Here is a 24,236-nt window from a genome sequence, read left to right on the forward strand (position 1 = left end):
TAATACAGGAATCCCGGAAGGATCTGAACCGGCAGACGAAAACTGTAATACAAAGACGCAGAAAGTCGCAGAACAAATCAATATAGCAAAAGAAATAATACGTTATTTATGCGGTATAATGGGGCAAACAAATACAAATGGGGATATATTTGACTATAACAAGCGTCAATCAATTAAGAAGATTAAGGAATTATTTGAGGATGGAGAGGAAACGATATCGGAAAGGACCTGTTATGATGTACATGCGAAACTTAAGGCTATGGGAATATTGGAGGAAGGAATACACCCTGTTAGAAAAACGCCATATTTAAGGATTGTAGGCTATAAAGAGGCTTTTGAAGATGGTTATATAGTTGTGCCTTTTGCAGTATTTCAGAAAGCTTTTAAGACGTTAGAAACAGGCTCCATAAAGCTATTTTTTGATACACTATATAAGCTAAATAATGGAGAGGACCCAGGCAACAAAAAGAATCCTAACCCCGGAAAGGATAAGGTAGTACAGTTTAAAGCTTACCTTACCGAGAAGGACCGAAAAGATGAAGGAAGAAAGAAAAAGTATGCAGTAAACCAACTATGGCTTAAGAGAAAAAGCAAAACAGAGATTTTAAACTTTATTTTAGGTAAGGATAATAGCGAAAATGGAGGATTGAGACATTTTTTTGATATTAGCATAAATCGGGAAACAGGAGTAGTATTTCTTAAGATAAAAGACCAGTATTTCGTGACAAAGAAGCATTCTAAAAAACTCCGGGATTATATAGACCCGCTGGAACGGTACAAGAAGAAAGCTGAATTAATCGATGAAATTCTTAAGACATGTGCATTTAAATACAATGATAAAGATAGAAGGGCCTTTGTGGATATTCTGCATAGGGAAAGGAAGCGGGTTATAAAGATGCTCCTGAATGCTTTGGACCTAGATTACCGAAGGCGAAGCGAAAGGAACGGAAAGCCTATAAAGTCGCTAGGGGCTTACATGTATTGGTTATATGGTACATATAAGAAAGGTGACAAAGTAATAATATATGAAAAGCTGTATGGTCCTGAAAAACAGGATATAGGTGATACGGAAGATATCATAGATGATTACGAAATGTATATAGATGAATATAACGAAGTATACAGCAGCTATTATGAGGATGAAATAATTTAAGGCATAGAATAGAACTCTATGCCTTAAGGTGTTGCCTGAAGGTGCATAGTAAAATATGGAAAATCAATAAGGCTTGAAAAATAGCAAAAAAACACCATAAAATGTAAAATTAAAAGGTGGTTCAACTGAAAATTTGGCTTGAACCACCTTTTAATTTAGGGTAAGTTTGCAAAAAAATAAACTAAATTACTATAAAGTTGCAATTTTCTTAAATGTATTAAGATAGATTTGTAAAAATCTTATAATTATTTTCCTGAAATCTTAGAGAATAAAGCATTATAAGGCATGTATAAGCTATATGTTAAATATTTTATAAACTATAAAGACAGTTTAAGCTAGCTCACGATATCGGTAAGTTTTCCTTTGGGAAAACTTTTTTTTAAAAACCTGTTGCTACTATGTACCCTTCAATATAATTCTATACTATTCCATACATGGTAATTAAAAGCATTATTAAAAAGGAATAACTTAATCCCACTTATTTCCAACGGGCTAAAATTTACCTAAAATTTGCATAAATAGTTGTATTCAAATCAACAATCATATATAATATCATATAGAAAGTCATATAAAGTGCACATTAAAGTGTACATTAAATATGACACGTAGATGTAATAGAAATGAATAAATTGTTTCGCGGCGGCGGCGGCTTGTGCGATTATAAAAAAAATCGCTAGGTCGATGGTTATATTTTATATAACCTATCGACTGATACATACCTAACAAAACAAAAATGCCGTAAAATAAATATGTGTCTTTTCAAAAGAAAAACAGTTAAGGCGGCTGCCTTAACTGTGAATAATATTTATAAGGTGGGTGTAGCAAATTATGGTAAAAATTCGACTAGAGGGATTACCTGATGAAGTAGAAAACCTTCTTGTAAAAGTAAGAAAAGATTTTAAAATACTTCAAGAAAGTAATCAATATCCTAATAGAAATTCTAAGTATATAAGAGTGTATTTAGATGTTGAATGTAATACAGGTTATCAAGGACCAGGGACAGATCAGACACAGCTGCATGAATAATATGTATTACGAATTAGGTTGAGAGCCGGAGGAATAACATGCCTGAACAGATAAAAAGCCATTTATCAAACTTAACAAACTTTGAAAAAAGAATAATAATAGCAACTGTAATATGCTTAGTGGCCTATACACTTTATGTGATTATAAAGGAAATATACTATAACTACCGTCAGAGTGTTAACAGGAAAAATGCAGTTGTAATGCAAATAATACCAAAAGCTGGGACTGAAACAAAAGATATAACAGACTTTTTAAAATTTATTCATGGGATACTATTAGGTAGGCACAAATACCATGTAAGTTATGAGATTGTGGCAGAAGATAACAAAATAAAATTTTATCTCTGGGCTCCAGGTGAGATGAAGGAAGTTGTAAAAAATAGAATAATGAGCAGCTTTAATAATGTGCAGATAAATGAGGAAGTAGCGGACCCGCTGAATATTAAAAATAAAAAGGTCAGTGTATCAACATTAAAAATAAGTAAACATTATCTATTATCTTTAAATACAGAAATAAACAACATTATAGACAGTATAACGTCAGTTATGACGGGTTTAGAAAAGCAACAAAGGTTAATAGTGCAAGTGTTAGTAAGTGCAGAAAGTGAAAAATGGAAATATAAAGGGGAAAGGGATTTTAGGTATTGTGAAAGACACAATAGGCCCTTACGCAAAGTTAATATACTTGACTACATAGCTGATGGAATAACGGCTATATCAAACGAATTAGGGAAGGAATTGCATGGGAAAGGAAGCACTGGAGGGGCAACATTTGACAGCATAGGAGGCAATAAAAAAAGTAAGGTTGATACGTCAGAACATAGAGAGGCATTATATAAGCTTAAAGAACCAGGCTTCAATGTATCTATAAGACTTATTGGAGCGGGTGGCTGGAAAAAAACTAATCAAAGAATAAGCGGGTTAAGTGCTGCTTTTGCAGAATTATCTCATGAAAATAGATTTATAAGAAAAAACAACTATTTTTATTTTATACGCTACTCTGGCGGTGAGTTTGAAAAAGCAAAAAAAAGATACATTCAAAGGACCCAATCTAGTTTATTATCTGTATCAGAAATTAGGTCATTTGCGTTCCAGATGCCGACCAAAGCGAACGAATCGAACGAAATTGTAAGGTATACGTCAAGGATACTACCGCCGCCTATATCAGCAACAAGAACGGAAAACCCATTTGCTTTAACAAGATGGAAAGGGAAAGAAGAAGTAATAGGAATTGTACTTAAAGACCTCTTAAGACATATAAACGTAACAGGTAAGACAGGTACAGGAAAATCAGAGTTTGCAAACTTGTTTTTTACCACGCTTTTACAGACAGGTTACGGAGGCTGCTTAATTGACCCTCATGGTGATTTATACCGAGACGTTGTACCGCGTATCCCTGAAAGTAGGCGAAAAGATGTTATTCTAATGGATTTTAGCGAAAAGGACTTTCCTGTACCGTTTAACTTTATGCTTATAAAAAACAGGGACCCGATAGAAATAGAGCGTATAACTACAGAAATGTTAAGTGTATTTCAACGGTTATTTTCGGAGGCGTGGGGAGGAAGGACCGAATATTACTTTAGAAATACAATTAAAACGGTCCTGGAAGTAGAGCCAAAGCCCACGATATTACACATAAAAAAGCTTTTTGTAGATGAAGAATACAGGAAAAAAATAATACCAAAGCTTAAAAACGTTGCTTTAAAGGATTTCTGGACAAAAGAGTTTGGTAAGGGTAATGGGGAAATAGATTCAGCAACTAGGACAGCACTACAAAGCCCATTGAATAAACTAGCGGTTTTTACCGATAATGAGCATTTATTATACTCAATATGTCAGGCTGATTGTATAGATTTCAGGAAGGCTATGGACGAAAAGAAAATATTAATTGTGAACGTAGATAAAGGCTCAGTAGGGGAAGAAACCTGTAAATTAATAGGTAGTATGATAATTACAAAATTAAAGCTTGCAGCCATGAGCAGGAGCAGCATGGAAAAAGCAGACCGTTTGAAGGCACCTTTTATAATGGCTGTAGATGAATTTGAAAACTTTGTAGGTCCTGAAATTGAGGTTATACTGGACGAATTGAGAAAATACGGATTTGGTTTAATGATGCTTCATCAACGTATAGAGCAGATACAGACAATTAAAAGTGCTGTATTTAACAATGTAGGAACATTAATAACATTCAGAACAGGTATAGAAGATGCAGCATATTTGACTAAATTTTTTAAAGGTTTGGACCCGGACGATATAGCAAGTTTGGAAAACAGGCAAGCGTATTGCAGATTACTTGTTAATGGAACAGAACAGCAGCCATTTACCTTCTGGACCCTTGACAGAATAGAGTTGACAAAAGAGCAAGAAATAGATTACTACAAGCAAGTTTATGAGCAGTCAATAGCAGACCGAAAAAATAGGGCTGATTTATCAAAAGAACTTTACGGAATAGAGGAACAAGAGGAAAAGAAGGTTATAGGAAAGAGGCAGGAAAAGCCTGAACAGTTTGAAGATATGGAGGAAGATGCCAGGGCCGAAGCAGAATGTAATACGGAATCCAGCTACGGCCAGGAACCAGCAGAAAAAAATTGTAATACAAATAACACTGAAAATGAGGAAATAATAGTAGTTAAGAATAGAGAAAGTGAAGTTAATCAACTGGAGGAAGAACAGCCAACAGAAGAAGAAACAAAAATAATAAAGAGAGGAAGGAGGGACACAGAAGATGAGTGGTAAAAGGGGCAGCCGAATTCGCGAAAGAGCGGACCCAAAACTAATTGATGAAAACTATGTAGTAGAAAGCCGTATTACCGAAACAGGGCGAAAAATAATAGACTTGGTATATGAAATGCGGGCCATAAAAACTAAAGATATAATAACCATTTTAGGAGCAGGACAGCGATATATACAAAAAGTACTGCAAGATTTATACGAAAAACGATTTTTAGATAGACGTTTTCCCCAATCATACTTAGGAGAGGGTAGCAGTCAAGCAATTTACTTTTTAGACGAAGCAGGAAAGATATTTATAGCAGGAAGCCGCCGTATGGACCTTAAACAAGTAAAATGGAGAAAAAGGGAGAACTTAATATATGGGCCTGAGTTACAGCATACTTTGGGTATAGCAGGAGTAAGGGCAACATTAACAGAGGCTGCCAGAAAGCGAGGGGGAGAAATAAAAGATTTCCGCGGAGATACAAGTACACGAATAACATTCAATTATGAGGCTCAGGAGTTTATTTTTGAAGCCGATGCATTTTTAACCTATAAGGAAGAAAAGACACTTTTTGATTACTTTTTGGAGTTTGACCGCGGAACTATGACAATACAGAACTTTACGGACAAAATAAATCATTATGAAGCTTTTTACCTATCGGGTGAATATAAAACTATGTATGAGGCATACCCGGTAATAATGGTTATAACTACGAGTATGGCGAGGGCTCGGCATATGGTGGAAGAAGTAAAAAAACGCAGGACCGAAAAAGACATAATATACTTATTTACTAGCTTAGACGATTTTGAGAAAGATACGTTTGGAAAAATATATATAACTGACAATTTAGGGCAAAAAGTATCTATTTTAGACTAAAGAGGTGATGGAAAATTTTAAAATAAAATGCTATTATATTTTAAGTTAAAATTAAAGGTTACTATGAATAGTTAGATGTATCTAGGCACCTAACTATTTATGAGGAAGGTAATGCGAATACCTACACACACAGCAGGGAAGAAATTAAAGTCCCTCATAGCAACCAATCATTATTATATTCATAAACTTTTAACTTTTCAACAATAATGGTGCGGGGGTGTAGGCAATTAAGTTCTATGCTGCTGCACTTTTTTATGTAATACAGCATTTCTTATAAATCTGCGTGATCTTCCTGCAAGACCTTACTAATATGTATTACAAAACACTTGAAAGGAGGTGCGGGAATGAGCCTATTTAAAAAAGAACCCAAACAAGAAAAGAAAGTAAAAACCAAAAAAAGAGAGGTGAAAGAGTATTTTGAGGAATCGAAACCACTTACTTACAAGGCAATGACATATTTTAAGTACATGTTTTGGCTTGTCGTAGCTGCAATATTTGTATATGGAATTTTTACAGCTATTAACCCAGTACGGCCTAAAATATACCGGGAAGAATACAAACAAGCTATATGTGAAGGTGATACAGCGAAAGCCTATGCTGTACAGTTTGTAAGAGAGTATCTTACATATAAGGTAATGGACCAAGATTATAAATCAAGAATAACTAAATTAGCACCAAATATGGTAAGTGATGAAATAAGACATGGTTGGTCAACAGTAATAGAAACAAGCGTATTTAACACTAAAAAATTAAATGATAAATTCAGTGTTATTACTGTTTATGCAAAAGTAAAACAAGGAGATATAGAAACAGACCTTGGAAAAGTAAAGGATTTGTATGTAAAAGTTCCTATTGCAGCATTAGACCAGGATAGAGTATATGTAAGAGATTACCCGGTATTTGTAGCGGCTCCAGATGATGTAAGACCAGAAAATTATACATATAACGGAAAAGAAGTGGTAGACACAGTAAGAGAAGAAATAAAAAGTACACTTCATAATTTCTTTAAGATTTATGATGTTGGTACACCTGAACAAATTTCCTATTTCCTTAAAGACAAAAAAAACGTAAAAGGTTATGAAGGCAATTTTAAGTATGATAGTATTCAATCCCTTGCAGCTTACCAATTAAACGGTAAAGATACAGAGGCTTTCGTAGTTGCTGAAATTATGGTAAAGGATGAACACAATACAGCATTTAGACAAAAGTATAATTTCAAAATGGAAAAAGATACTGTTGATGGTAAATCAGCATGGTATATCAAAGAGTTTGTAGATGTAGGTCAAGAATATTAATAATTGAAAGGGGCAATCAAAATGGATTTTTTAACTGAAAAGGTAAACGAATTTAAAACATTAGCGGTGGCAGTATTTATGCTTATATTAATTGTTGTCGCTATAAAGCTATTAGCTGAAAGAAAGATGTTAGCAATAATATTATTTTTAGTTGCTGCGGGACTTTTAGGATGGTTGGTATTAGACCCAAATGGTGCAGTAACTACATTAAAAGGTATATTTTCATAAGCCGAAGGAAAAGAGTGTGAGGGAATATGGAAGGTAGGACAATAAGATTACCATCATACAACAATATATGGCATATAAGCAAAACCTTAGAGCATATCAATGGTGTGCGTATTAGTTCTATACCTATTGAAGTTATCGTTTATGTTGTAGCCGTTGCAGGTATGGAATTGTTAGCTTGTGCTTTAATTCCTCCAGTAAGAGAAATACCATTGCTTGTATTAGTTGCAATTCCAGTAGGTGCAGCGTGGTTTTTAAGAAAGGTTAAGTTGGATGGAAGAAGCCCTATAAAGTTTTTCAATGCACTATTTAACTATGCTTTTGGTGATAAAACATATGTGCATTTTAAGCCTGTGAAAAAGGATGAAAGGATTGTTTTTAAGGAAATGATTTCATACAGGAAGGTTATTAAGATATAAAGGCCCAAAAGGGCCTTTTTATCCAAATAAGGTCAAAAGGAGGTCACAAGGATGGCAACAAATCAGAGATATAAATTACCAATATTGTATTATGAAAACAATTTGATTTTTACGGTTGGAAAGAAAAGTTTTTTTAATGTTTCAGGAAAGGAATGTTGGGCCTGCTATAGAGTAATTGGCAGTACATACGATTTTTTAAATACAACAGAAAAGATATTGATGTTACAAAAGGATAGTCAAGCACTAAAGCAGATTTATTCAGAAGGACAATTAATACAGGTGCCTACATCAATAAAGATTAATGACAATATTAATTATCTACGAGGTATGGCAACAGGGGAAATGAAAGAAGTTGGTTTAGACTACTTGGATGATGCCGAATATATTTTAAATTCCAACTATCAGGACACACAAGGTCAAGAAATGAATGATTATGAAGTGTTTTTCCTTGCTAAGTTGAAAAAGCCTAGGACTTTAAAGGATTTTAGAGACGTAGTACTAAGCTTTTTCAAAGAACCATATAGGACGATAAACGAGGCATTAGCTTTAGATATAACTGAAATTTATAAAAACGAAATAAAGGCGTTTCAGGCACTTGAACACAGTTTAAGAAAAGCTTTAAAAAGTTCTATAAATATAACACCTATAAATGAGATACAAATAGAAAAGTTAATAAAAGAACCATTTTGGCGAGGTCTACAAATGCCGAAATCTCGCAGTAAAGATGCTTATTATGATAATGTAGCAAGAGCACAAAAGGCGGGTAAGCCTTGGAAGCCAACATATGAAAAGTTGGATATAGATGGGGAAATAGTGTATAGGCCATTAAAACGTGATATTTTGACTCTATGTTCAGGGGAGGTTAGGAATAAAACTTCACATATAGAAATATTCCACGAAGTTAATGGAGAGCAAAAAACAAGCTATCAGAAGCAAATTATAATAGCAAATATACCTGATATTGACTTTCCTACTAATCGCGAATGGATATACAGACTTAGAGAATTGCCCTTTCCTGTGTGGGCTTCTATAAGAATGGTAAAAGTAGATTATACAGAAGTATTGGGAGAGATAAACAAGAAAAGAAAGGACCTTGACGACCAATTAGACCACAACAGGGAAGCAGGAGCAAAAACAAAGCAGGAGCATTTAGAGCAGGATCAGGCAATAGACGATGCACAATATGATGTACAGAGCGAAAAGAAGCCATTTATATATGCAACAATTATTGTAACGGTTGCAGCAGACGACTTACAAACATGTACAGAGCGTGCCAAATCGGTACAGGATTTTTATGATGAATTGGACATAGAAACTCATATAACAACGGCAGATCAATTTAATTTATTCTATGAGACGCTTATAGGAAGTAAACAATATGCTATTGACTATTTACAGAGAATCCCACCGGAAACTTTGGCGGGTTGTATGGTAACAGCAAATAACGCAATAGGCAATCAATACGGCTTTTATATAGGAACAACAGGGGTAATTAATAAACCTGTATTTTTCAATCCGTTTTACGCACCACAGGTACATAAAAGTCCGGCGGTAAGTTTTACAGGTACATTAGGCCGCGGTAAAAGTGCCCTTGCAAATCTTATAGCCCTATTAGCCTCATATATAGGAGCAAAAATCCTAATTATTGACCCAAAAGGGGACCGCGGCAATTGGGGAATTGAACTTCCTGAAATAAGGCCATATTTAAACGTTATTGACCTATCGCCTGCCGAATCGGAAAAAGGGAAACTGGATATATTTACGGTATTATTAAAAAGTATAGGTGGTGCTGATGCTCCAGAAGTGAAAAGAAAGGAAATAGCGAAAACGGCTGCGGAATTTGCTACTTCAATATTAGGTACTATTGCAGGATATAAGACAACAGACGAAAGAATGGAATACCTTGCAGATGCTATCAACGCAGTAGCAAAAAACGAACGTGTACCATGTATGCTGAAAATAATTTGGAAACTTGAAGATTTAGAAGAAGAAGCAAAGAATATTGGGAAAGAAAAAGCGGAAGAAATATATGGAAGGCTTGCAAGGACATTTAGAAACATAATTAATAATACTCGTTATGGACATTTGTTATTTGGGGATGGTACAGAGGACGTAATAGATATAACAAAGCCTATAAATTTGGTTAATACTCAAAACCTTACAATACCGCCTAAGAACAAGCCCGAAGAAGATTTTAATTTTCAGGAACGTGTAGGAATGGGTACACTAATATGTTTATCAGCTATAGGTATGCAGTTTGCTACACAGGGAAGGGAAATATTAAAAATCTATCTCCAGGACGAGGCTAGTGTATTCAAAAGGTCAAGTGAAGGCCGGGCAATGTTCAATAGGTTGGTTAAGATGGGCCGTACTGAAAACGCACCTATTTTTCTTTTAGGACAGAATATAAGCGATATTGGAGAAGACGAGGACACATTAGCCAACATTGGAACAATGTTTTGTTTTGGAACCAGTAGCTTTGATGAAGCAAAAAATATATTAAAGTATTTAGGTTTAAATGAAAATTCAGTGGAGTTACAAAAGATGTTGGTTAACCCGGAACAGTTTGGAACAGGAATTTGTTTTATGCGTGATATTGATGGTAGGATAGCAATTATTGATGTTGACCTATTGTTAGAAAAATTCCGCAGAGCATTTGATACAAAACCGCAGCTTGTGAATGATGCTGCAAAACTTGAAAACGCAGATAATAGCGGAGGCGTTGCCTAATGTAATACAAAAATGAGCTGAAGATCTCACCGGCAATCAAAAATATGTATTACAATAGCTTTATAAGAAGGAGGTTAAAAAAGGATGAAAACGCGGCACAAGGTTATTTTACTTGTATATACTATGCTACTACTAATTATATCTGTTTCAAGTGTTGCAATGGCAGACCAAAGTTTACAAGGATTTATGCCAGAAACGAGCACATTGACAAATGCTACTTTGCAATCAACTTATGATAAATATCCAATATGGAATTACACGTTTGATGGGGAAAGTATTAATGGATTTTTGCACCCTATAGATTCAGCAATACAAGGGGTATTTCTAAAAATAATTAATGCTTTATTTTTCCTTCATGTATTATTAACAACGGTTGTTACATATATGCTTGTAAGTTGCTACAAGCTTAATATATTTAACCTTATACCAGATGCTTTGAATAATGTTGTTTTGGCAGTCAAGATGGCAACATTTGACGGTTTTATAGAGGTAATAGTAATATGTGCGGGAATATACGGAATATATAAAACCTTAAAGGGTCAGCAATCCGCTGGCTTTAGGATTTGGCTTAGTCTATTTATTGTTATAGGTTTATCTGTATGGTTTTTTCAAAATCCAGCACTATTTGGCAAGAATCTAAATGAAGGTACACAGGCTATATGTACAAAAATCCTTTATGATACTAGTGGGCCTGCGGGGATGGCTGTAGGCCAACCAATAACGAGCGGTGATGATGCTGTAGTACTAATGGGTAATCATTACTGGAATCTGGCGATAATGAAACCATATGAGTTAATACAATATGGAGATATTCAAGGCAATGACCCGGAAAACGATTTTTTAAAGTATGCACCTAATGAGGATAAAAGGCAGGAAAACGCGGATAGTCTAGCCCAAACAAATACTACTTTTACGTTGTCAGGTATAGGCGGTAGATTTGGGTTAACTTTGTTTATGTTGCTTGTAGGCTTGATATATAACATATGTATGATGTTAATATCAGCAATTATATTATATAACCAAGCAGCAGCACTATTTTGGATATGTTTTGCAGGAATATTCTTTTTATTTAGTCTATATCCGTCACATGGGGGCCAAGTACTTGTGAAATGGTTTCTGGAAACCTTCGGTTTTATGCTAAAGAGAATAACCATAACTCTAGCATTATCAATATATTTTTCTGTTACAATATCGCTATATAATTTGGTTGGTACATATGGCTATTTAATGGTTGTTTGTTTAAATATAATTATGCTGATAATAGCAATTAAGAATTTTGACAAAGTTTATAAGATGTTATTAGGGCTAATTTCCTTTGATTCAGCTATGGTGCAAAAAGGGATGAAGTCAGGTGGCAGCTTAATGAGTAAAGCCGGGCATTTAGCAGTAGCGGGCTATGCTTCCTATAAGGCAGTTCAGGGCGTTAAAGGCACAATGGAAAAGAGGGCAAGGAATAACTTTGATAAAAAAAATAAGAGTAAAGCGGTAGATGTATTGGCCCAACGCTATGATAATGACAAAAAATCTGCCTTGTTTGAGGCAGAAACAGAATTATTTCATGAGTTCCAACAAGATAAAGAGCAAGCGGAATTAGAAGCAAAAGTAAACGGTATGCCTGTACAATACAACAATTTTGTAAAACAGGCCCAGCAGCGTAAAAAGCAAGGCATGAGCATGTTTACAGATGAACAGATAAAAGAAAGAGTTAAGGAAACAGAATTTGTAAAGTCTGTGGACGATAGAAAGCAGAAAGGATATACACCATTTAGTGAGGGACAGATAAAAAGCACGCTTAATAAAATGTATGAGTTAAAAAAAGAAGGTAATGACCCTAGAAGGCTTACATATACGAATGTTGAAGGAAAAACAGATGAACAGATACAAGCAGATCAAAGAGAAAAAGACAGGCGTATTAATATGGTTAAGGGAAACCTTGCAAATAGGAGTATTCAAAATAATGATGCAATAGAAAGGAATATAGAAAGTGGTGTATATAAGATACCTGGAAGTGGTGGGAGAACTACCAAGAGCCAGGAGCGTGAAAATGAAAATGTTATTGATATTGCAAACTATAACAGAACCAAAGAAAATAAGCGGGATATAGACCTTAAAGAAGGAATTAACGAGCGACAGCAAATAAATAATACCAGGGAAAAGGTCGAGAGGGTAAACAATGTAGAGGCTGCCAATATCAATACAGAGAACCGTAAGGAGCGGACCGAGAAGGTAAACAATGTAGAGACTGCCAACGTCAATACAGAGAACCGTAAGGAGCGGACCGAGAAGGTAAACAATGTAGAGACTGCCAACGTTAATACAGAGAACCGTAAGGAGCGGACCGAGAAGGTAAACAATGTAGAGGCTGCCAATATCAATACAGAGAACCGTAAGGAGCGGATCGAGAAGGTAAACAATGTAGAGACTGCCAACGTCAATACAGAGAACCGTAAGGAGCGGACCGAGAAGGTAAACAATGTAGAGACTGCCAACGTCAATACAGAGAACCATAAGGAACGGGCCGAAACAGTAGTAAATACAGAGAATACCAAAGTAAACAGGGAGAACCGCCAGGAACGGACCGAAAGAATTATAGACGTTGAAAATACCAATGTAGAAATGGTAAATACAACAAATAAAAATGAGTCTAAGATAAGTGCTAGGGAGGTATTAGCGGCTACACAAGCAATAAAGAACAGAAGTAAAGTAAAAGATTTATACGAGCAGTTGAAAGGTACAGGTACAGAAAATAAGGATAAAAAGTAAGTAAGGGAGGCAGCTAGTATGGAAGAAGATAAAAATGGCTTTGCAAAAGAGGTAACAAAGGATATTACTAAAAAGCTGCTTAAAAAGCATGGCAAGAAGGTAATAATTAAATTCTTGCCTGCTTTACTTCCTCTAATCGGTGTCGCAAGTCTTATACTATTAATATTAGTATTAATTTTAGCGGTAGTAAGTTCCGCGGCCTCTGGAAGCGTAATACAATCAAGATTTCAATTTAGAGCCATACCAAGCCAGCTATTAATTGATGCTTATAATAAATATGATAACAATTTACAAAATAACATTGATGCTGATTTCTGCGAGATGGTTACTTATGCATTGATTAAGGGCGGGGTAGAAAATTATAACTCGCAGATATTAAAAGATGCTATAAATGAAATTGAGCAAGGTAATACATTAGAAAGCCTTTTAACAACTAAAGACGAAAAAGAATCATATGATATGTATTTAAAAATGGTAAAGAATTATGTGGGAAGTTATGTAGGTGTTTACACACAACAAGTTGATGATGGAGAAGGAGGAAAGAAAACCACTAGACACGCCTATATTAAAAATTTCTTTCCTATTCCTGAATCATATTTGAAGCAGACTGCACAACCAACAGGACCACCAAAACAGACAAGAACTAATTTTACCTATACATTAAGTAATGATTTTGGGGATGATCGCTCATATAATAATAAAAAAAAGCAGTCATGACGGAAATGATATAATAGCGGCTGGTGGTACTCCTATATGTGCGGTTGAAGATGGTAATATTGAAAATGTTGGGTGGAATGAAATGGGAGGCTATAGGATAGGAATAAGGAGCCTGGACGGACAAAAATATTATTATTATGCTCATATGCTTATAGATCATCCGTATGCAAAAAGTTTTCAAAAAGGTGATTATGTGGCGGCGGGGGACGTAATAGGTTTTGTAGGTGCATCTGGATATGGGGCAGAAGGTACAACAGGACAGTTTATTGAACATCTACATTATGGTTTACAAATTAAGTATGATTTGGGACAATTAATACAAGGTCAAACATCTGAATATTGGGTGGACCCGAATCCATTATTGAAATTCCTTGAAGCAACAAGTAAAGCCAATTTGATAAAAAAAAATGAATATGATTATGTAAGGGATAAAACAGGGGACCCACCTGTTTAATAAATCTAATTATAGAAAGGATTTGGTAAGAATGAAAAGAATAGCTATATCGTTAATTGTTGCATTTATAGTAATGGCTTTTGTGGCCTGCGGCGGAGGTGGCAGCAGCGGAGATAAATTTATAGGCACATGGGAAAAGGCCGAAAAGGGCAAAACTGAAATGACCATAACGAAAGATGGGGACAATTACAGCATTAAAGACAATGTAGGTACTATTCCAGCGGTCTACAAAGATGGGGATTTAATAGCAAATAACGGAGTATCACAAGTAATTGTTACTATAGACGAAAATGGTTATTTAAACATTGGCGGCGAGAAATATAAGAAAATAAAGTAAATGTAATACAGACATTTTTAGGACCCCAGAGCAGATCAGATACAGATGCATGAATAATAAGTATTACAAATAATCTTAAAAGGAGGTTAATGGCTTATGATGGGAGCTACTCACTATAATCTAGGGATATTTTATTATGTTCTATTTTCAACGGTACCGTTTTTAATATCGGTGCCGTTTTTAGGTAGTCAATGTATTACCCTAGCAGGTATTTTAGTTGCTGGAATAGCTGCATTATTAGCAGATGCGGATCAACAGCATAGTAAATTTAATTTAGATGTTAACCCGGTAACAGGTGCAGCGGTTGGCATAGTGGATACAATAAAAGAAATAATAATAACTATAATCGGCCTTATAATGACTGTTGGTTTGGGTATATTGATTTTATACTATTCTAAAACCATAATAGCACAATTGGAAGCGGTCCCAAAGGTGGGTAAGTATGCCTATAATTTAACATACAGTATTGCTATATTTCTTATATTGGTTGGAGTAACAGGAAAAAGAACAATACGCCATATACCCATAATAGGGGCTATATACAATTCGTTACATAGGATGATTGACAAAGGGGCCAATTTAATAAAACGTGTGCTGATATTTTTAATATATGTGTCCCTGGGAGCCGTAACAATAGTGTATAACTATAGTTATCTACATGATGGTATAGTATATATTATTGGGCTGCTTTTCGTAGCTGTAGCCATATTTCCACATAGGACATTTTTACATTCGTTAGATGGTGGCCTTTTATTATTTTCATTATCGGCCTTATATTTAAGTAATAAGATAGGCTATACATACCTTGCAAATGCCTTTATTATAGGCTATTTTAGCCATTTATATTTGTCGGATATATTAACAAAAGAAGGGGTGCCTTTGTCGTGTATACCTACCGTAATAAAGGCTTTACGATTGCATGAAATACTTAATAAATTTAAGGTTTATAGGGCCATCTACAGGGTTTTAAATATCAGGATAGTTATACCTTTGACCGAAACCGGGAGCAGGGAAGGTAGCATATTTGAATTGTTTTATGTTGCAGTTGTTATGATTGTTGCAATAATAGCATTTTTTAAAATCCCTCATGCTAGTTTAAAACTAATATAAATAAAAGCCTAGGGGCGAAAATGTATTACATAATTCTTTTCCGGATTCGCACCTGGGCCAATAAAATGTATTACATATTTACTTCTAAAATAGTAAGGTTAACTATCCCACAATCTTTTTTCCCATATCCCACCTAAGACATATATAGAAATTAGAACTGTAAAGATAGTTGATATTGCAGTCATTATATTTCCTATAGTGCCTCCAAAAAGCAGCCCCATATTAGCTAATAATGAGATTAAAAAAGATAAGAACATAATGAGATAGCCTTCAGACATATAAAGTACCTCCTCTTATATGGTCCAAAATCTTATGATTTCTACTTAGAATATGCGGAAACTTTAGACATGTTATAGTTATATTATACCATACCATACCTAATAAAGTAATTGTAGATATATGGAATGTAATAGTAATTCAAAGCAATTTTAAGAAATATTAAGATTGATATTTTGATAAACAGACCAAATTTTTAAATGTTTCACAGAATGTAAATTGGCTCTCAGGGTTAAATATCGTCTAAAATCAAATTTGGAAGATAAAAATTACTTACGAAATGATTATTTCGTGTAATTGGGGTAACTGCATCAAAACGTTTTGATGCAGTTACCCCAATTAGACTAATGGTATCTGTTGATATTTTATATTTTTATCATTTTTTGGGTTGACATCTAGGTGACTAGATGGTAAGATATATATAGATGATATAGGGGAGTGTTAAAAAAATGGTTGAGGTGATTTATAAAACTGGTGAAGCAAAAGAAATAAAGGAATACAAAAAATTTCAAAAAATTCAAAATGAAAGACTTAAAAGGGAGGGATTAAAAAGCTTTATAGAGTCAGTCAAGAACAATAAGGACCTATTTGACAGAGAATACTACATTAAGGTACTTGAGGAAAAGGGAATAAAAATTGAGGGCTAGAAAGCCCTCTTTGGGAAGAACTATAAATTGAAGGAGTGATGTAAATGTTGTGCTTTTGTCCAGAGGTCAAAAATGAAGATGAATTGATTTTATTATTTAAGCAAGGTCGATGGGATAGAGAAATATTTAAATATCTTATTGAAATAATGTCAGAAAATGAAAGTAAGGTATTGAAATATGACCCCCTTGAATTATTTGAAATGCAAGCAAATATAAGTGACGAAAATGAATTACTATGCTTACAATTTTGGGATTCGAGTAATAGCGGAATTTATGAGAACTGGAAATACACTATGAATAAAAAACAGCGTGAGTTATTTGATTTATTTGTAATACGGATACGTGAAATATATCAATTATTACTAAAACTAGTGTCAGGAGAGGAGGAGATACATGGAAGATAATGCTGAGTATATCGTTACTGGCAGACCGCAACCGCCAAAACTTGAAAAAACTATTATTTATGTTGAGCCTGAAGAACTTAATAAGTTACGTGATAGAGTAGGACCGTTCAATCAAAGGACAAAAGAAGGCGGTATGAGTGGAAAAATTCGTGATTTAATAAAATTGTATAATGCAAACCCGGAGGCCCTTGAATTAATGCTTGAAAAACTAAAGGAGGAGGTGTAAGTATGAACGAGGCAATCGGAAAAGATAGGGTACGGTCTATACGTCTTAGTGCTAGGGTAGAAGAAATTATAAATAATCAGCCAGGGGACAAATTCACATCAAAGCTAGAGCGGTTTGTATTGGAATTAAATGATACTATAGACGAACGCCGAAAGTATTTAGATAAGGTAAACAGAGAGATAGTACAAAAGGAACAGGAATTAAGGAATATAAAAAATAAAATATCTTCAATAGGTGATATTGCAAAAAGCATTAGTAAAATCCAAAGTGAAATAGAGCATTTAGGCGACAGTATAAAGCAATATAAAGTGATTTAAAATGGAGGATTTTATGGATAAAAAATTTAAAGAATATATAGAGAAATATATATACATTTGTGAGGTATGTGAAAAGGAATATTTAGTATTAGATGGTCAAGTTCCAGAAAAATGTGAAAATTGCGGAGAAACGCTGAAACTATTATTTTAAAAATCTTTGGTAAATTGTAATACACTAAAGATTCCTGCAGCACGCCGACAATGAAAATAATGTATTACAAAAATGTAGGGAGGGCCAAGATTGAATGCAAAATTTATTGAAATGCTAAAAATTAAATACAATCAGTATGTTGAGGATAGGGAAGATTCAAAAGCAGCATTGTTCTTACAGACAATTAGTAAAATGGATGTTTCAAAAGCTGATAAAATACTTAATGCAAAGATATTAAAGCCTTCAATTACACAAACAGATAATTTTATAATGGAAGTTCAAGCACATAAAGATAAAGTAATAGAGATAGCGGACAATTTAAGTGATATATATGATTTGAATTTGGATGAAGAAATAAGAAGTTTGAAAGAGTTTAACATAGAAACGGTTGAACAGTGTAAAGATTTTGCGATATATACAAAAGATATGAATAAAAGAATATATCGGGCTATTAAAATGAAGGGCATTTCATTTATGGGTCAGTTTTGGACTATTTACGAAATATTAACCTATATAATCCTGGTAGGGTTAACGGCTTATATTACCAGTGTGGTTCATTCTTTTAATATATGGGGGGGGATTCTATTAACCATATCAATAGCAGCATTCTACTTATATGCGTTTGAAAGAAAGGAGGGGAAGGTACTTTTTATATCATTGGTGGCCCTGATAGGATTTATATTTTTGATAGTGAGGTATTAAAGTGCTAGATATTTTTGAATAAGGGAAAAGAGGAAAAGCGGACTAACAAAGTTAGACCGCCCCACAGGATAAAACCCGCCATCTGCCAAGAAAACCGGGGTATCCCAAAAGTATTATATACTCTTTTCCCCCATATAAACAAGGGGGAATTACTGTGAAAGAGGATTTAGAAGTAATGCGTAAGGAGCTACAGAACAAGTTAAATTGCAATGAATTAAATTCTGATGAGGTTTTAAAATTATCGCAGCAGCTTGACAAATTGATAGTAGAATTTTGCAAAAGCAAGCCTGATTATAACAAAAAATGTACAACTAAAGGAGGGTCTTTATGCTAAAGTTTTTATTTCTTAGAAAGAGTAAAAGTATCTTTAATAAAGTAGAATTGGCACGTTTTATAATACATAAAAGTGAAAGTATATATACCCTTAGCAATTATTTTCATTTTGAAAATCATAAAAAAACATATGCGATTAATACAACTATTAAAAATGTACCTGTAATCATTGAAAATGATAAATTAGTTGCTAAAGTAAAATATGTAGCTATTCCTGATACTGTGGTTTATTTTATATTGCACATAACAAATATTGAAGCCGGGTATATGTCTAGCACTAATACGATAGATGTTATCATTAATGCAAAAATAAAAGGCGAAGAATGCAAGGATTTTAATTTTAAACTTTCCCCAGTATTTGAAAGGAGGACTTTAACATCATGTATATAATACTTAGTTTTTTTGGAGTTCTGTATATACTCAATATGATTAACAGAAAGGCTTATAAGTTTTTACCTAAGTTAGATATAAGTAGCTTTTTTGCTAATAAACTCGAAATATATCAAGTTACTTGTGTTAAAGATTATATTTTAGCATGGATTAAAATGCATTATGGGTTAAATAGGATAAGAAATATAAATGATGCTGATATAAGCAAATTTGATACTGAAGCATTAGAAGAGTTAAAGCAATATATTAATAGCGAGTTGAGACCATATATTAAAAAAATGACAACTAAACATATATCAATGCTAGAACAATTTAATTGTCATATACAAAGCACATTAAGACATGGGATACTTGATTTTTATTTTTCGCAAAACAACTTATTTATGGACATAAATGTCAAATATCAATCTATTTCGGAAGATAGCCCCACTTTGGAAATATCCTCAAAAGTGATTTCATACACATACAAGTTAAAAGCAAAATATGTAAGATTTGTTAACCCGGATATAAAATTAATTTATGAAATCAGAGATAGTCTAAAAACATTGAACCAGTCTTTTTTACAAGTAGCGTAAGAAGTTATATTATTGAAGGAGGTTTTGATAGTGAGAAGACTGTATATTTTTATTATCTTAAGTATCTTGTGTTTAACAGCCTGTGGTAGCCATGATAAATTTTTAGGTACTTGGGAAAAAGGAAAAGCAGAAATTACTATAGAAAAGGAGAGGGGTAAATATACCATTATAGATAATATTAGTGGTTTGCCTGCCAGTTATAGCAAAGGGAATTTATTAGTAAACAATGGGGTAACCCAAGTAACGATTTTTTTGGATGATGATGGATATTTAAATGTTGGAGGTGAGAAATACAAAAGAAAGTATTAAAAAGTGTAACACAGAATTTCAGGAACCAGGACAGATCAGGACACAACTACATGAATGATATGTATTACAATGAAAAAGAAAAATTAATTAAATGGGAGGGTTTGAAATGGGTTTGTATAGGTTTATTAATGATATGTGCGGGGTAGATGAATATAGTTATGATAGGGACAATAAAAGAAAGGCTTTGATTGCAAAAATAGTAGTGACTACTTTCTTTGCTGTTATAGGACTATTAATAGCATTTAGTATTTGTTCCAAAATCACTAGTATATATGCCTCGCCGCTAATATATATTGGCAAGATTGATACATTAAATATACAGGAAGATAAAACAACTTTAAGGGTAAAAAGCCTTATTGAGCCTGCAACAGGTTTTGTAAAATGGTTTGGGCTTGCAGATGAAGTAATTTGGACAGGAGTTAAGGAGCCAACAGAGGAAAATAAAAAAATGCTTGTGGTTAGTCAGTTTGAAAAATGAGTATTGCAGAGGTTATGAAAGTGACCTCTATTATAAACGTGGATATGCTTGGAGAAAGGGCAATATGTGTTAAATATCAGGGTATATTTAGAAAGTTAAGAAATAAGATGGAGTGTTTTGGTATTAGTGTTATACTGGAGCGTGGAACAGTTGAAATTGAGCTTTTAGAGGAAGAAAAAATAATTTTAATACAATACTTGGAGGACAAAATAAAGACTTACAAGGCGGCTAAAGTACCAAAGGAAACCATTGAAATATTTGAAAATGTGCTTAATAAGGTTAAAGGGTGAGCATATGAAAGATACATTTAAAGGATATTGTTTTGATAAAAATGGGTTCCATACTCCTGCTATTATACTAAATGATGTACCCGCAGTTATAAGCTACTGTAAGTTACAGGGGGATTTACAATATGAGGTGCGTATAACTGATTATACGGAAAACAGTATAGTCATGCAAGTAATCGAGGGCGTTATAGTTTGGCCCAATGAACTTAAGGGTAGGAGTGTGAAAGATTTACCTTAATAGAGTAAATAGAAGTTAAATAGAAGAAAAATAACATCTATTTCAAAGGAAATTAAAGAAAATTAAAGAAAAACCATATAAATAGAGGTTAAATATAAGTAAATTAACCTCTATTTATATGGTAAATAACTTGTAATAGGAGTATAATAAAAGAAATAGATGGTAAATACCATATTTTAAGGAGGTAGTAAAATGTTAATTTGCGGTATAGACGGAGGTAATAATACAGTAATAACAGCGGTGGAGGGTAAGGACCCTATAGTTATCCCTACAATTATTGCTGAATACTCGGACTTAGATATAGGCTTAGAATTAAAGGAAAAATCATTACTTGAATCCCTAGACGTTGAAATAGAACTTAATTATAACAACCAAAAAACAAAGCGTAATTTAGGCCGTTATTATGTTGGTAATAGAGTTAAAGATGCTAATGTATCAGCAGATATGAGGAATATAGGGGATACTAAAAAAGGGGATGAAAAATTACTTATTGTAATGTTGTCATCTTTAGCGGCTGCGGCGGTAGTAGACCAGGGTAAAAATTCCGGGATAGTTAAGCAAGACCTTAAAATAGTCACAGGATTACCATTCCTACAGTATAAGAAAGACAGAGATACATACAAACAGGAGTTTATAGGGCAACACAAAGTAATTATACGAGGTAAGAATACAATTGAAGTAGAATTAAATATTATGGACGTTACAGTAGATGTAGAAGGAGCCGGGGCACTCAATAAACTAATTTTCAATGAAGATGATTACATATATCCTGATGATGAACTGGTAGAACGTACAATTTTAGGCGTTGAGGTAGGAGAGTTTACAACAGAAATTATAGCCTTGAAATTCAAAGAAAATCAAGATGGGAATATCATTCCTGAATACAATATTCCACTTTGCACAGGCATTGACAAAGGTATAGCAAATGCCAAACAAAAAGTAATAGATTACTTAAGGGAACAGTGTGGGACCAAAAAAGACCGCTATGACATTGATTTAGCGGTAAGACGTGGTAAAAAGAGAGGAATTATTATACTGAAAAACAGGCAAGAATTTGATATTATGCCTCTGTATACGCAGCAACTAACAAAGCTTGCGGCAGATATAACAGGGACCTTAAAAGATAAAATAGAAAATTCAAATGATAGTATAGGCGATATTCTCCATACTTTATTGTACGGTGGTGGCCCCTGCGTTCTTGATTATCACTTTGGTAATGCTATGAGGGAAAAAATAGAGGCTTCAATAGGGTGTAAAAGTGATATTGCCGAAAATCCGCATTTTGCTAATGCGTTAGGTTACTTGGAAAAAGCAAAATATATATACGGCGAGGAATGATAATAATGGGTAGAAAGCGTGTTAATGAACTTAAAGCGGGTGGGAAAACCACCCTATATATACCTCAAGACATAGATGTAAAAGTTTTGGATTATTTAAGAAGTCAAAAAAACCTTTCAAAGACTTTGATTGAACTTGCGTACATACGTGTTTATAATGCCTTTCCTTTTGCAAACAGTCCTTTTGTTAATTTAGAAGGAGGCTATTATATTGGAGATAAGGCAGAGGAGGGAAAGGTAATATTAAAAAATTATCAAGAATCCAATACGAACAATCCAACGACTGAAAAAGAAGATATAAAGGATAAAAGTACAAGAAAGAAAGAGGCCATGAAAAGCATGTTAGACACTGACGGTTTAGGATAGGAAGGTGAGGGTATGAAGCCATATTATGAAATAGAAAAAGAGACTGAAAATATTATTATACAATTGCTACAAACCTGCAAAAACTGTAAATTAGGAAATGTTAGTTTTGAATACTACCCCACACTCAAAGAGCCTCATGGGGTAAGATTTCATCTATCGGAATTTAGAGAATATTGGGAACTTATTGTACAACAGGATAAAAAACAAAGAAGCTTTAGAGATATGTATAAGATTGATGGCGATATAGTTTTAAAGTACCAATATTCTGAATCAGGTGATTTATGGAATGGTTAAGACAAACAATAAAGGAGCATAATGCACTAGGTGCAATAGGATACGCTTATTTTGTCTTTTGTGTTTTTGTTATTGGGAAATATATTCAACATAGAATAAAGAACTATAAAAAGCCTGATACTAAATGATTTCCCTATAATGTAATACATAAATTAGATGCAGCTATGGTGATCTGCTTGCAATATGGTCCTAAAATGTATTACATTATACTTGACAATACCTTTAAAAGAGGGGGGATATCATGGCACATAAAATAACTATAACAGGAAGGCCGATAGAAAAAATAAGGCTTGTACCTGAATTGATGGATAAAACTAAAAACCCTAATAGAGTAAAAGTTTTTGCGTTTGAATTAAGGGAAAACGGTTCAGAGGGGACACCAAAGAGGCTACCAAAACCTAGCAATGTTACATTTACGGTATTTGTTAATGAAACACAGCTAAAAAGAAGTAATTTGGACTCGGAAACACTTCATAATATTGATTTAGTGGTTAGTGGTGTAATAACATTGAAAGTTAAACCTTTAGTACCTGGACATATGGGTATAGTTACATTAACCATAGCAGAAAAGGCAATAAAAAGGCAGAAGGAAGAGAATGAATAAGGAAAAGCCATTTATTTAAATGGCTTTTCCTCTAGCATATTTTTTAATTGTGTGTTAACATATTATTAACTTAATAAGGTGGCCCGTAAAATTTAACCTCACTTCAAAGTTAAATTTTACTTAATCAGTAATCCGTGTCATGTTACCTCATAAGCTTGGGCAATGCTTATTTAGTACATATAATTGTACCATAAATAAGCACAAAAGTCAAACCCTCTAAGTGTGGAAATTGTAGGTATTGTGCCGGATTGCGGCACAGTACCTTTTTAGTTTTTATAAGAAAAATTTCCCCAAAGGAGGTAAGAAAGACCTTGCGTTTAACTATAAAAGATCGCACTATAAAATTTGCACAAAACAATGGATATAGTGAAAACCAAATTAAGGTTATTTCATATCTCTTTGATGTCTCTAAAAATTACCAAATAGAAGATTATATGAGTTGTTATAAGAAGGCTGTAAAGCTTCTGTTTGATGGTAACGAA

General features: G+C 33.8%; 31 protein-coding genes. 30 read left to right on the top strand and 1 reads right to left on the bottom strand.

Translation table 11 applies throughout. From position 1 onward, the window contains the following. From ACECE_RS27330 to ACECE_RS29335, 13 genes are all read left to right on the top strand, one after another. The coding region (locus tag ACECE_RS27330; RefSeq protein ID WP_010247090.1) for a hypothetical protein at positions 1–1,153 on the top strand (1,153 nt) is incomplete at its 5' end. An 828-nt stretch (positions 1,154–1,981) separates the two neighbouring features. After that, positions 1,982–2,179 (top strand): DUF3970 family protein, encoded by a 198-nt coding sequence (locus tag ACECE_RS0211585; RefSeq protein ID WP_010247092.1) that lies wholly within the window; start codon positions 1,982–1,984, stop codon positions 2,177–2,179. Positions 2,180–2,217: 38 nt separating this feature from the next. Continuing rightward, entirely contained in the window at positions 2,218–4,914 is a 2,697-nt protein-coding gene (locus ACECE_RS0211590; RefSeq protein ID WP_010247094.1) for a helicase HerA domain-containing protein, read from the top strand. Continuing rightward, positions 4,904–5,770, top strand: coding sequence for a replication-relaxation family protein (locus ACECE_RS0211595; RefSeq protein WP_010247096.1), 867 nt, complete (start codon positions 4,904–4,906; stop codon positions 5,768–5,770). Before ACECE_RS0211590 ends, ACECE_RS0211595 begins: the two co-directional genes overlap by 11 nt. A gap of 344 nt (positions 5,771–6,114) precedes the next feature. Beyond that, a complete protein-coding gene (locus ACECE_RS0211600) occupies positions 6,115–7,065 on the top strand; it encodes a conjugal transfer protein (RefSeq protein WP_010247097.1) in 951 nt (316 codons plus the stop codon). 21 nt (positions 7,066–7,086) lie between these two features. Continuing rightward, the gene (locus ACECE_RS0211605; protein ID WP_010247099.1) at positions 7,087–7,293 is read left to right on the top strand and encodes a TcpD family membrane protein; all 207 of its coding nucleotides are present in this window, start codon (positions 7,087–7,089) and stop codon (positions 7,291–7,293) included. 26 nt (positions 7,294–7,319) lie between these two features. Next, a complete protein-coding gene (locus tag ACECE_RS0211610) occupies positions 7,320–7,709 on the top strand; it encodes a TcpE family conjugal transfer membrane protein (RefSeq protein ID WP_010247101.1) in 390 nt (129 codons plus the stop codon). A gap of 51 nt (positions 7,710–7,760) precedes the next feature. Further along, positions 7,761–10,439 carry an ATP-binding protein gene (locus tag ACECE_RS0211615; RefSeq protein WP_010247103.1) on the top strand — a complete coding sequence of 893 codons (2,679 nt, stop codon included), beginning with the start codon at positions 7,761–7,763 and terminating at the stop codon, positions 10,437–10,439. 84 nt (positions 10,440–10,523) lie between these two features. Then, on the top strand, positions 10,524–13,202 hold the full coding sequence (locus tag ACECE_RS0211620) for a CD3337/EF1877 family mobilome membrane protein (RefSeq protein ID WP_010247105.1): 2,679 nt from the start codon (positions 10,524–10,526) through the stop codon (positions 13,200–13,202). Positions 13,203–13,220: 18 nt separating this feature from the next. Beyond that, a complete protein-coding gene (locus tag ACECE_RS29330) occupies positions 13,221–13,919 on the top strand; it encodes a hypothetical protein (RefSeq protein WP_010247106.1) in 699 nt (232 codons plus the stop codon). Beyond that, positions 13,882–14,373, top strand: coding sequence for a M23 family metallopeptidase (locus tag ACECE_RS27335; RefSeq protein WP_010247109.1), 492 nt, complete (start codon positions 13,882–13,884; stop codon positions 14,371–14,373). Before ACECE_RS29330 ends, ACECE_RS27335 begins: the two co-directional genes overlap by 38 nt. A gap of 31 nt (positions 14,374–14,404) precedes the next feature. Beyond that, a complete protein-coding gene (locus tag ACECE_RS0211635; protein WP_010247111.1) occupies positions 14,405–14,710 on the top strand; it encodes a hypothetical protein in 306 nt (101 codons plus the stop codon). 96 nt (positions 14,711–14,806) lie between these two features. Next, positions 14,807–15,820, top strand: coding sequence for a metal-dependent hydrolase (locus ACECE_RS29335; RefSeq protein ID WP_010247113.1), 1,014 nt, complete (start codon positions 14,807–14,809; stop codon positions 15,818–15,820). 98 nt (positions 15,821–15,918) lie between these two features. Here the strand turns inward: ACECE_RS29335 and ACECE_RS0211645 are convergent, their stop codons facing one another. Next, positions 15,919–16,098, bottom strand: a complete 180-nt coding sequence (locus ACECE_RS0211645) for a hypothetical protein (RefSeq protein ID WP_026073809.1) — start codon at positions 16,096–16,098, stop codon at positions 15,919–15,921. A gap of 447 nt (positions 16,099–16,545) precedes the next feature. On the opposite strand from ACECE_RS0211645, the gene ACECE_RS0211650 reads away from it, so the two are divergent. From ACECE_RS0211650 to ACECE_RS0211735, 17 genes are all read left to right on the top strand, one after another. Beyond that, positions 16,546–16,743: a hypothetical protein gene (locus ACECE_RS0211650; RefSeq protein WP_010247115.1), complete on the top strand. Its 198-nt coding sequence runs from the start codon at positions 16,546–16,548 to the stop codon at positions 16,741–16,743. Between the two features lie 44 nt (positions 16,744–16,787). After that, on the top strand, positions 16,788–17,147 hold the full coding sequence (locus tag ACECE_RS0211655; protein WP_010247117.1) for a hypothetical protein: 360 nt from the start codon (positions 16,788–16,790) through the stop codon (positions 17,145–17,147). After that, a complete protein-coding gene (locus tag ACECE_RS0211660) occupies positions 17,137–17,373 on the top strand; it encodes a hypothetical protein (RefSeq protein ID WP_010247118.1) in 237 nt (78 codons plus the stop codon). The genes ACECE_RS0211655 and ACECE_RS0211660 overlap by 11 nt, the downstream gene beginning before the upstream one ends. A 2-nt stretch (positions 17,374–17,375) precedes the next feature. Then, positions 17,376–17,690 carry a hypothetical protein gene (locus ACECE_RS0211665; RefSeq protein WP_010247120.1) on the top strand — a complete coding sequence of 105 codons (315 nt, stop codon included), beginning with the start codon at positions 17,376–17,378 and terminating at the stop codon, positions 17,688–17,690. A gap of 13 nt (positions 17,691–17,703) precedes the next feature. Beyond that, positions 17,704–17,841, top strand: coding sequence for a hypothetical protein (locus ACECE_RS31105; RefSeq protein ID WP_162862536.1), 138 nt, complete (start codon positions 17,704–17,706; stop codon positions 17,839–17,841). A 90-nt stretch (positions 17,842–17,931) separates the two neighbouring features. Beyond that, entirely contained in the window at positions 17,932–18,543 is a 612-nt protein-coding gene (locus tag ACECE_RS0211675; RefSeq protein WP_010247122.1) for a hypothetical protein, read from the top strand. A 154-nt stretch (positions 18,544–18,697) separates the two neighbouring features. Then, positions 18,698–18,877, top strand: coding sequence for an aspartyl-phosphate phosphatase Spo0E family protein (locus ACECE_RS27345; RefSeq protein ID WP_010247124.1), 180 nt, complete (start codon positions 18,698–18,700; stop codon positions 18,875–18,877). Beyond that, on the top strand, positions 18,871–19,266 hold the full coding sequence (locus ACECE_RS0211685; RefSeq protein ID WP_010247126.1) for a hypothetical protein: 396 nt from the start codon (positions 18,871–18,873) through the stop codon (positions 19,264–19,266). The genes ACECE_RS27345 and ACECE_RS0211685 overlap by 7 nt, the downstream gene beginning before the upstream one ends. Further along, complete coding sequence (locus ACECE_RS0211690; protein ID WP_010247128.1) at positions 19,257–19,841, top strand: hypothetical protein; 585 nt, start codon at positions 19,257–19,259, stop codon at positions 19,839–19,841. Before ACECE_RS0211685 ends, ACECE_RS0211690 begins: the two co-directional genes overlap by 10 nt. 30 nt (positions 19,842–19,871) lie before the next feature. Next, complete coding sequence (locus ACECE_RS0211695; RefSeq protein WP_010247130.1) at positions 19,872–20,150, top strand: hypothetical protein; 279 nt, start codon at positions 19,872–19,874, stop codon at positions 20,148–20,150. Positions 20,151–20,256: 106 nt separating this feature from the next. Continuing rightward, positions 20,257–20,628: a hypothetical protein gene (locus tag ACECE_RS0211700; RefSeq protein ID WP_010247133.1), complete on the top strand. Its 372-nt coding sequence runs from the start codon at positions 20,257–20,259 to the stop codon at positions 20,626–20,628. Next, positions 20,625–20,918, top strand: coding sequence for a hypothetical protein (locus ACECE_RS0211705; RefSeq protein ID WP_010247135.1), 294 nt, complete (start codon positions 20,625–20,627; stop codon positions 20,916–20,918). The genes ACECE_RS0211700 and ACECE_RS0211705 overlap by 4 nt, the downstream gene beginning before the upstream one ends. A gap of 4 nt (positions 20,919–20,922) precedes the next feature. Next, a complete protein-coding gene (locus ACECE_RS0211710) occupies positions 20,923–21,153 on the top strand; it encodes a hypothetical protein (protein WP_010247137.1) in 231 nt (76 codons plus the stop codon). Between the two features lie 192 nt (positions 21,154–21,345). Then, positions 21,346–22,491 carry a ParM/StbA family protein gene (locus tag ACECE_RS0211715; protein WP_010247139.1) on the top strand — a complete coding sequence of 382 codons (1,146 nt, stop codon included), beginning with the start codon at positions 21,346–21,348 and terminating at the stop codon, positions 22,489–22,491. A gap of 5 nt (positions 22,492–22,496) precedes the next feature. Then, positions 22,497–22,856: a hypothetical protein gene (locus ACECE_RS0211720; RefSeq protein WP_010247141.1), complete on the top strand. Its 360-nt coding sequence runs from the start codon at positions 22,497–22,499 to the stop codon at positions 22,854–22,856. 12 nt (positions 22,857–22,868) lie between these two features. After that, positions 22,869–23,150, top strand: a complete 282-nt coding sequence (locus tag ACECE_RS0211725; protein ID WP_010247143.1) for a hypothetical protein — start codon at positions 22,869–22,871, stop codon at positions 23,148–23,150. A 241-nt stretch (positions 23,151–23,391) separates the two neighbouring features. Continuing rightward, the gene (locus tag ACECE_RS0211735) at positions 23,392–23,754 is read left to right on the top strand and encodes a hypothetical protein (RefSeq protein ID WP_010247145.1); all 363 of its coding nucleotides are present in this window, start codon (positions 23,392–23,394) and stop codon (positions 23,752–23,754) included. Positions 23,755–24,236: the final 482 nt, after the last annotated feature.

Origin of the sequence: Acetivibrio cellulolyticus CD2, from assembly GCF_000179595.2 — a bacterium.
In the GTDB taxonomy this organism is placed as follows: domain Bacteria; phylum Bacillota; class Clostridia; order Acetivibrionales; family Acetivibrionaceae; genus Acetivibrio; species Acetivibrio cellulolyticus.

Bases quoted from the DNA above. Each gene is read 5' to 3' on its own strand.
- ACECE_RS0211585 (WP_010247092.1), top strand. From the start codon at position 1,982: ATGGTAAAAATTCGACTAGAGGGATTACCTGATGAAGTAGAAAACCTT.
- ACECE_RS0211590 (WP_010247094.1), top strand. From the start codon at position 2,218: ATGCCTGAACAGATAAAAAGCCATTTATCAAACTTAACAAACTTTGAA.
- ACECE_RS0211595 (WP_010247096.1), top strand. From the start codon at position 4,904: ATGAGTGGTAAAAGGGGCAGCCGAATTCGCGAAAGAGCGGACCCAAAA.
- ACECE_RS0211600 (WP_010247097.1), top strand. From the start codon at position 6,115: ATGAGCCTATTTAAAAAAGAACCCAAACAAGAAAAGAAAGTAAAAACC.
- ACECE_RS0211605 (WP_010247099.1), top strand. From the start codon at position 7,087: ATGGATTTTTTAACTGAAAAGGTAAACGAATTTAAAACATTAGCGGTG.
- ACECE_RS0211610 (WP_010247101.1), top strand. From the start codon at position 7,320: ATGGAAGGTAGGACAATAAGATTACCATCATACAACAATATATGGCAT.
- ACECE_RS0211615 (WP_010247103.1), top strand. From the start codon at position 7,761: ATGGCAACAAATCAGAGATATAAATTACCAATATTGTATTATGAAAAC.
- ACECE_RS0211620 (WP_010247105.1), top strand. From the start codon at position 10,524: ATGAAAACGCGGCACAAGGTTATTTTACTTGTATATACTATGCTACTA.
- ACECE_RS29330 (WP_010247106.1), top strand. From the start codon at position 13,221: ATGGAAGAAGATAAAAATGGCTTTGCAAAAGAGGTAACAAAGGATATT.
- ACECE_RS27335 (WP_010247109.1), top strand. From the start codon at position 13,882: ATGATCGCTCATATAATAATAAAAAAAAGCAGTCATGACGGAAATGAT.
- ACECE_RS0211635 (WP_010247111.1), top strand. From the start codon at position 14,405: ATGAAAAGAATAGCTATATCGTTAATTGTTGCATTTATAGTAATGGCT.
- ACECE_RS29335 (WP_010247113.1), top strand. From the start codon at position 14,807: ATGATGGGAGCTACTCACTATAATCTAGGGATATTTTATTATGTTCTA.
- ACECE_RS0211645 (WP_026073809.1), bottom strand. From the start codon at position 16,098: ATGTCTGAAGGCTATCTCATTATGTTCTTATCTTTTTTAATCTCATTA.
- ACECE_RS0211650 (WP_010247115.1), top strand. From the start codon at position 16,546: ATGGTTGAGGTGATTTATAAAACTGGTGAAGCAAAAGAAATAAAGGAA.
- ACECE_RS0211655 (WP_010247117.1), top strand. From the start codon at position 16,788: ATGTTGTGCTTTTGTCCAGAGGTCAAAAATGAAGATGAATTGATTTTA.
- ACECE_RS0211660 (WP_010247118.1), top strand. From the start codon at position 17,137: ATGGAAGATAATGCTGAGTATATCGTTACTGGCAGACCGCAACCGCCA.
- ACECE_RS0211665 (WP_010247120.1), top strand. From the start codon at position 17,376: ATGAACGAGGCAATCGGAAAAGATAGGGTACGGTCTATACGTCTTAGT.
- ACECE_RS31105 (WP_162862536.1), top strand. From the start codon at position 17,704: ATGGATAAAAAATTTAAAGAATATATAGAGAAATATATATACATTTGT.
- ACECE_RS0211685 (WP_010247126.1), top strand. From the start codon at position 18,871: ATGCTAAAGTTTTTATTTCTTAGAAAGAGTAAAAGTATCTTTAATAAA.
- ACECE_RS0211690 (WP_010247128.1), top strand. From the start codon at position 19,257: ATGTATATAATACTTAGTTTTTTTGGAGTTCTGTATATACTCAATATG.
- ACECE_RS0211700 (WP_010247133.1), top strand. From the start codon at position 20,257: ATGGGTTTGTATAGGTTTATTAATGATATGTGCGGGGTAGATGAATAT.
- ACECE_RS0211705 (WP_010247135.1), top strand. From the start codon at position 20,625: ATGAGTATTGCAGAGGTTATGAAAGTGACCTCTATTATAAACGTGGAT.
- ACECE_RS0211710 (WP_010247137.1), top strand. From the start codon at position 20,923: ATGAAAGATACATTTAAAGGATATTGTTTTGATAAAAATGGGTTCCAT.
- ACECE_RS0211715 (WP_010247139.1), top strand. From the start codon at position 21,346: ATGTTAATTTGCGGTATAGACGGAGGTAATAATACAGTAATAACAGCG.
- ACECE_RS0211720 (WP_010247141.1), top strand. From the start codon at position 22,497: ATGGGTAGAAAGCGTGTTAATGAACTTAAAGCGGGTGGGAAAACCACC.
- ACECE_RS0211725 (WP_010247143.1), top strand. From the start codon at position 22,869: ATGAAGCCATATTATGAAATAGAAAAAGAGACTGAAAATATTATTATA.
- ACECE_RS0211735 (WP_010247145.1), top strand. From the start codon at position 23,392: ATGGCACATAAAATAACTATAACAGGAAGGCCGATAGAAAAAATAAGG.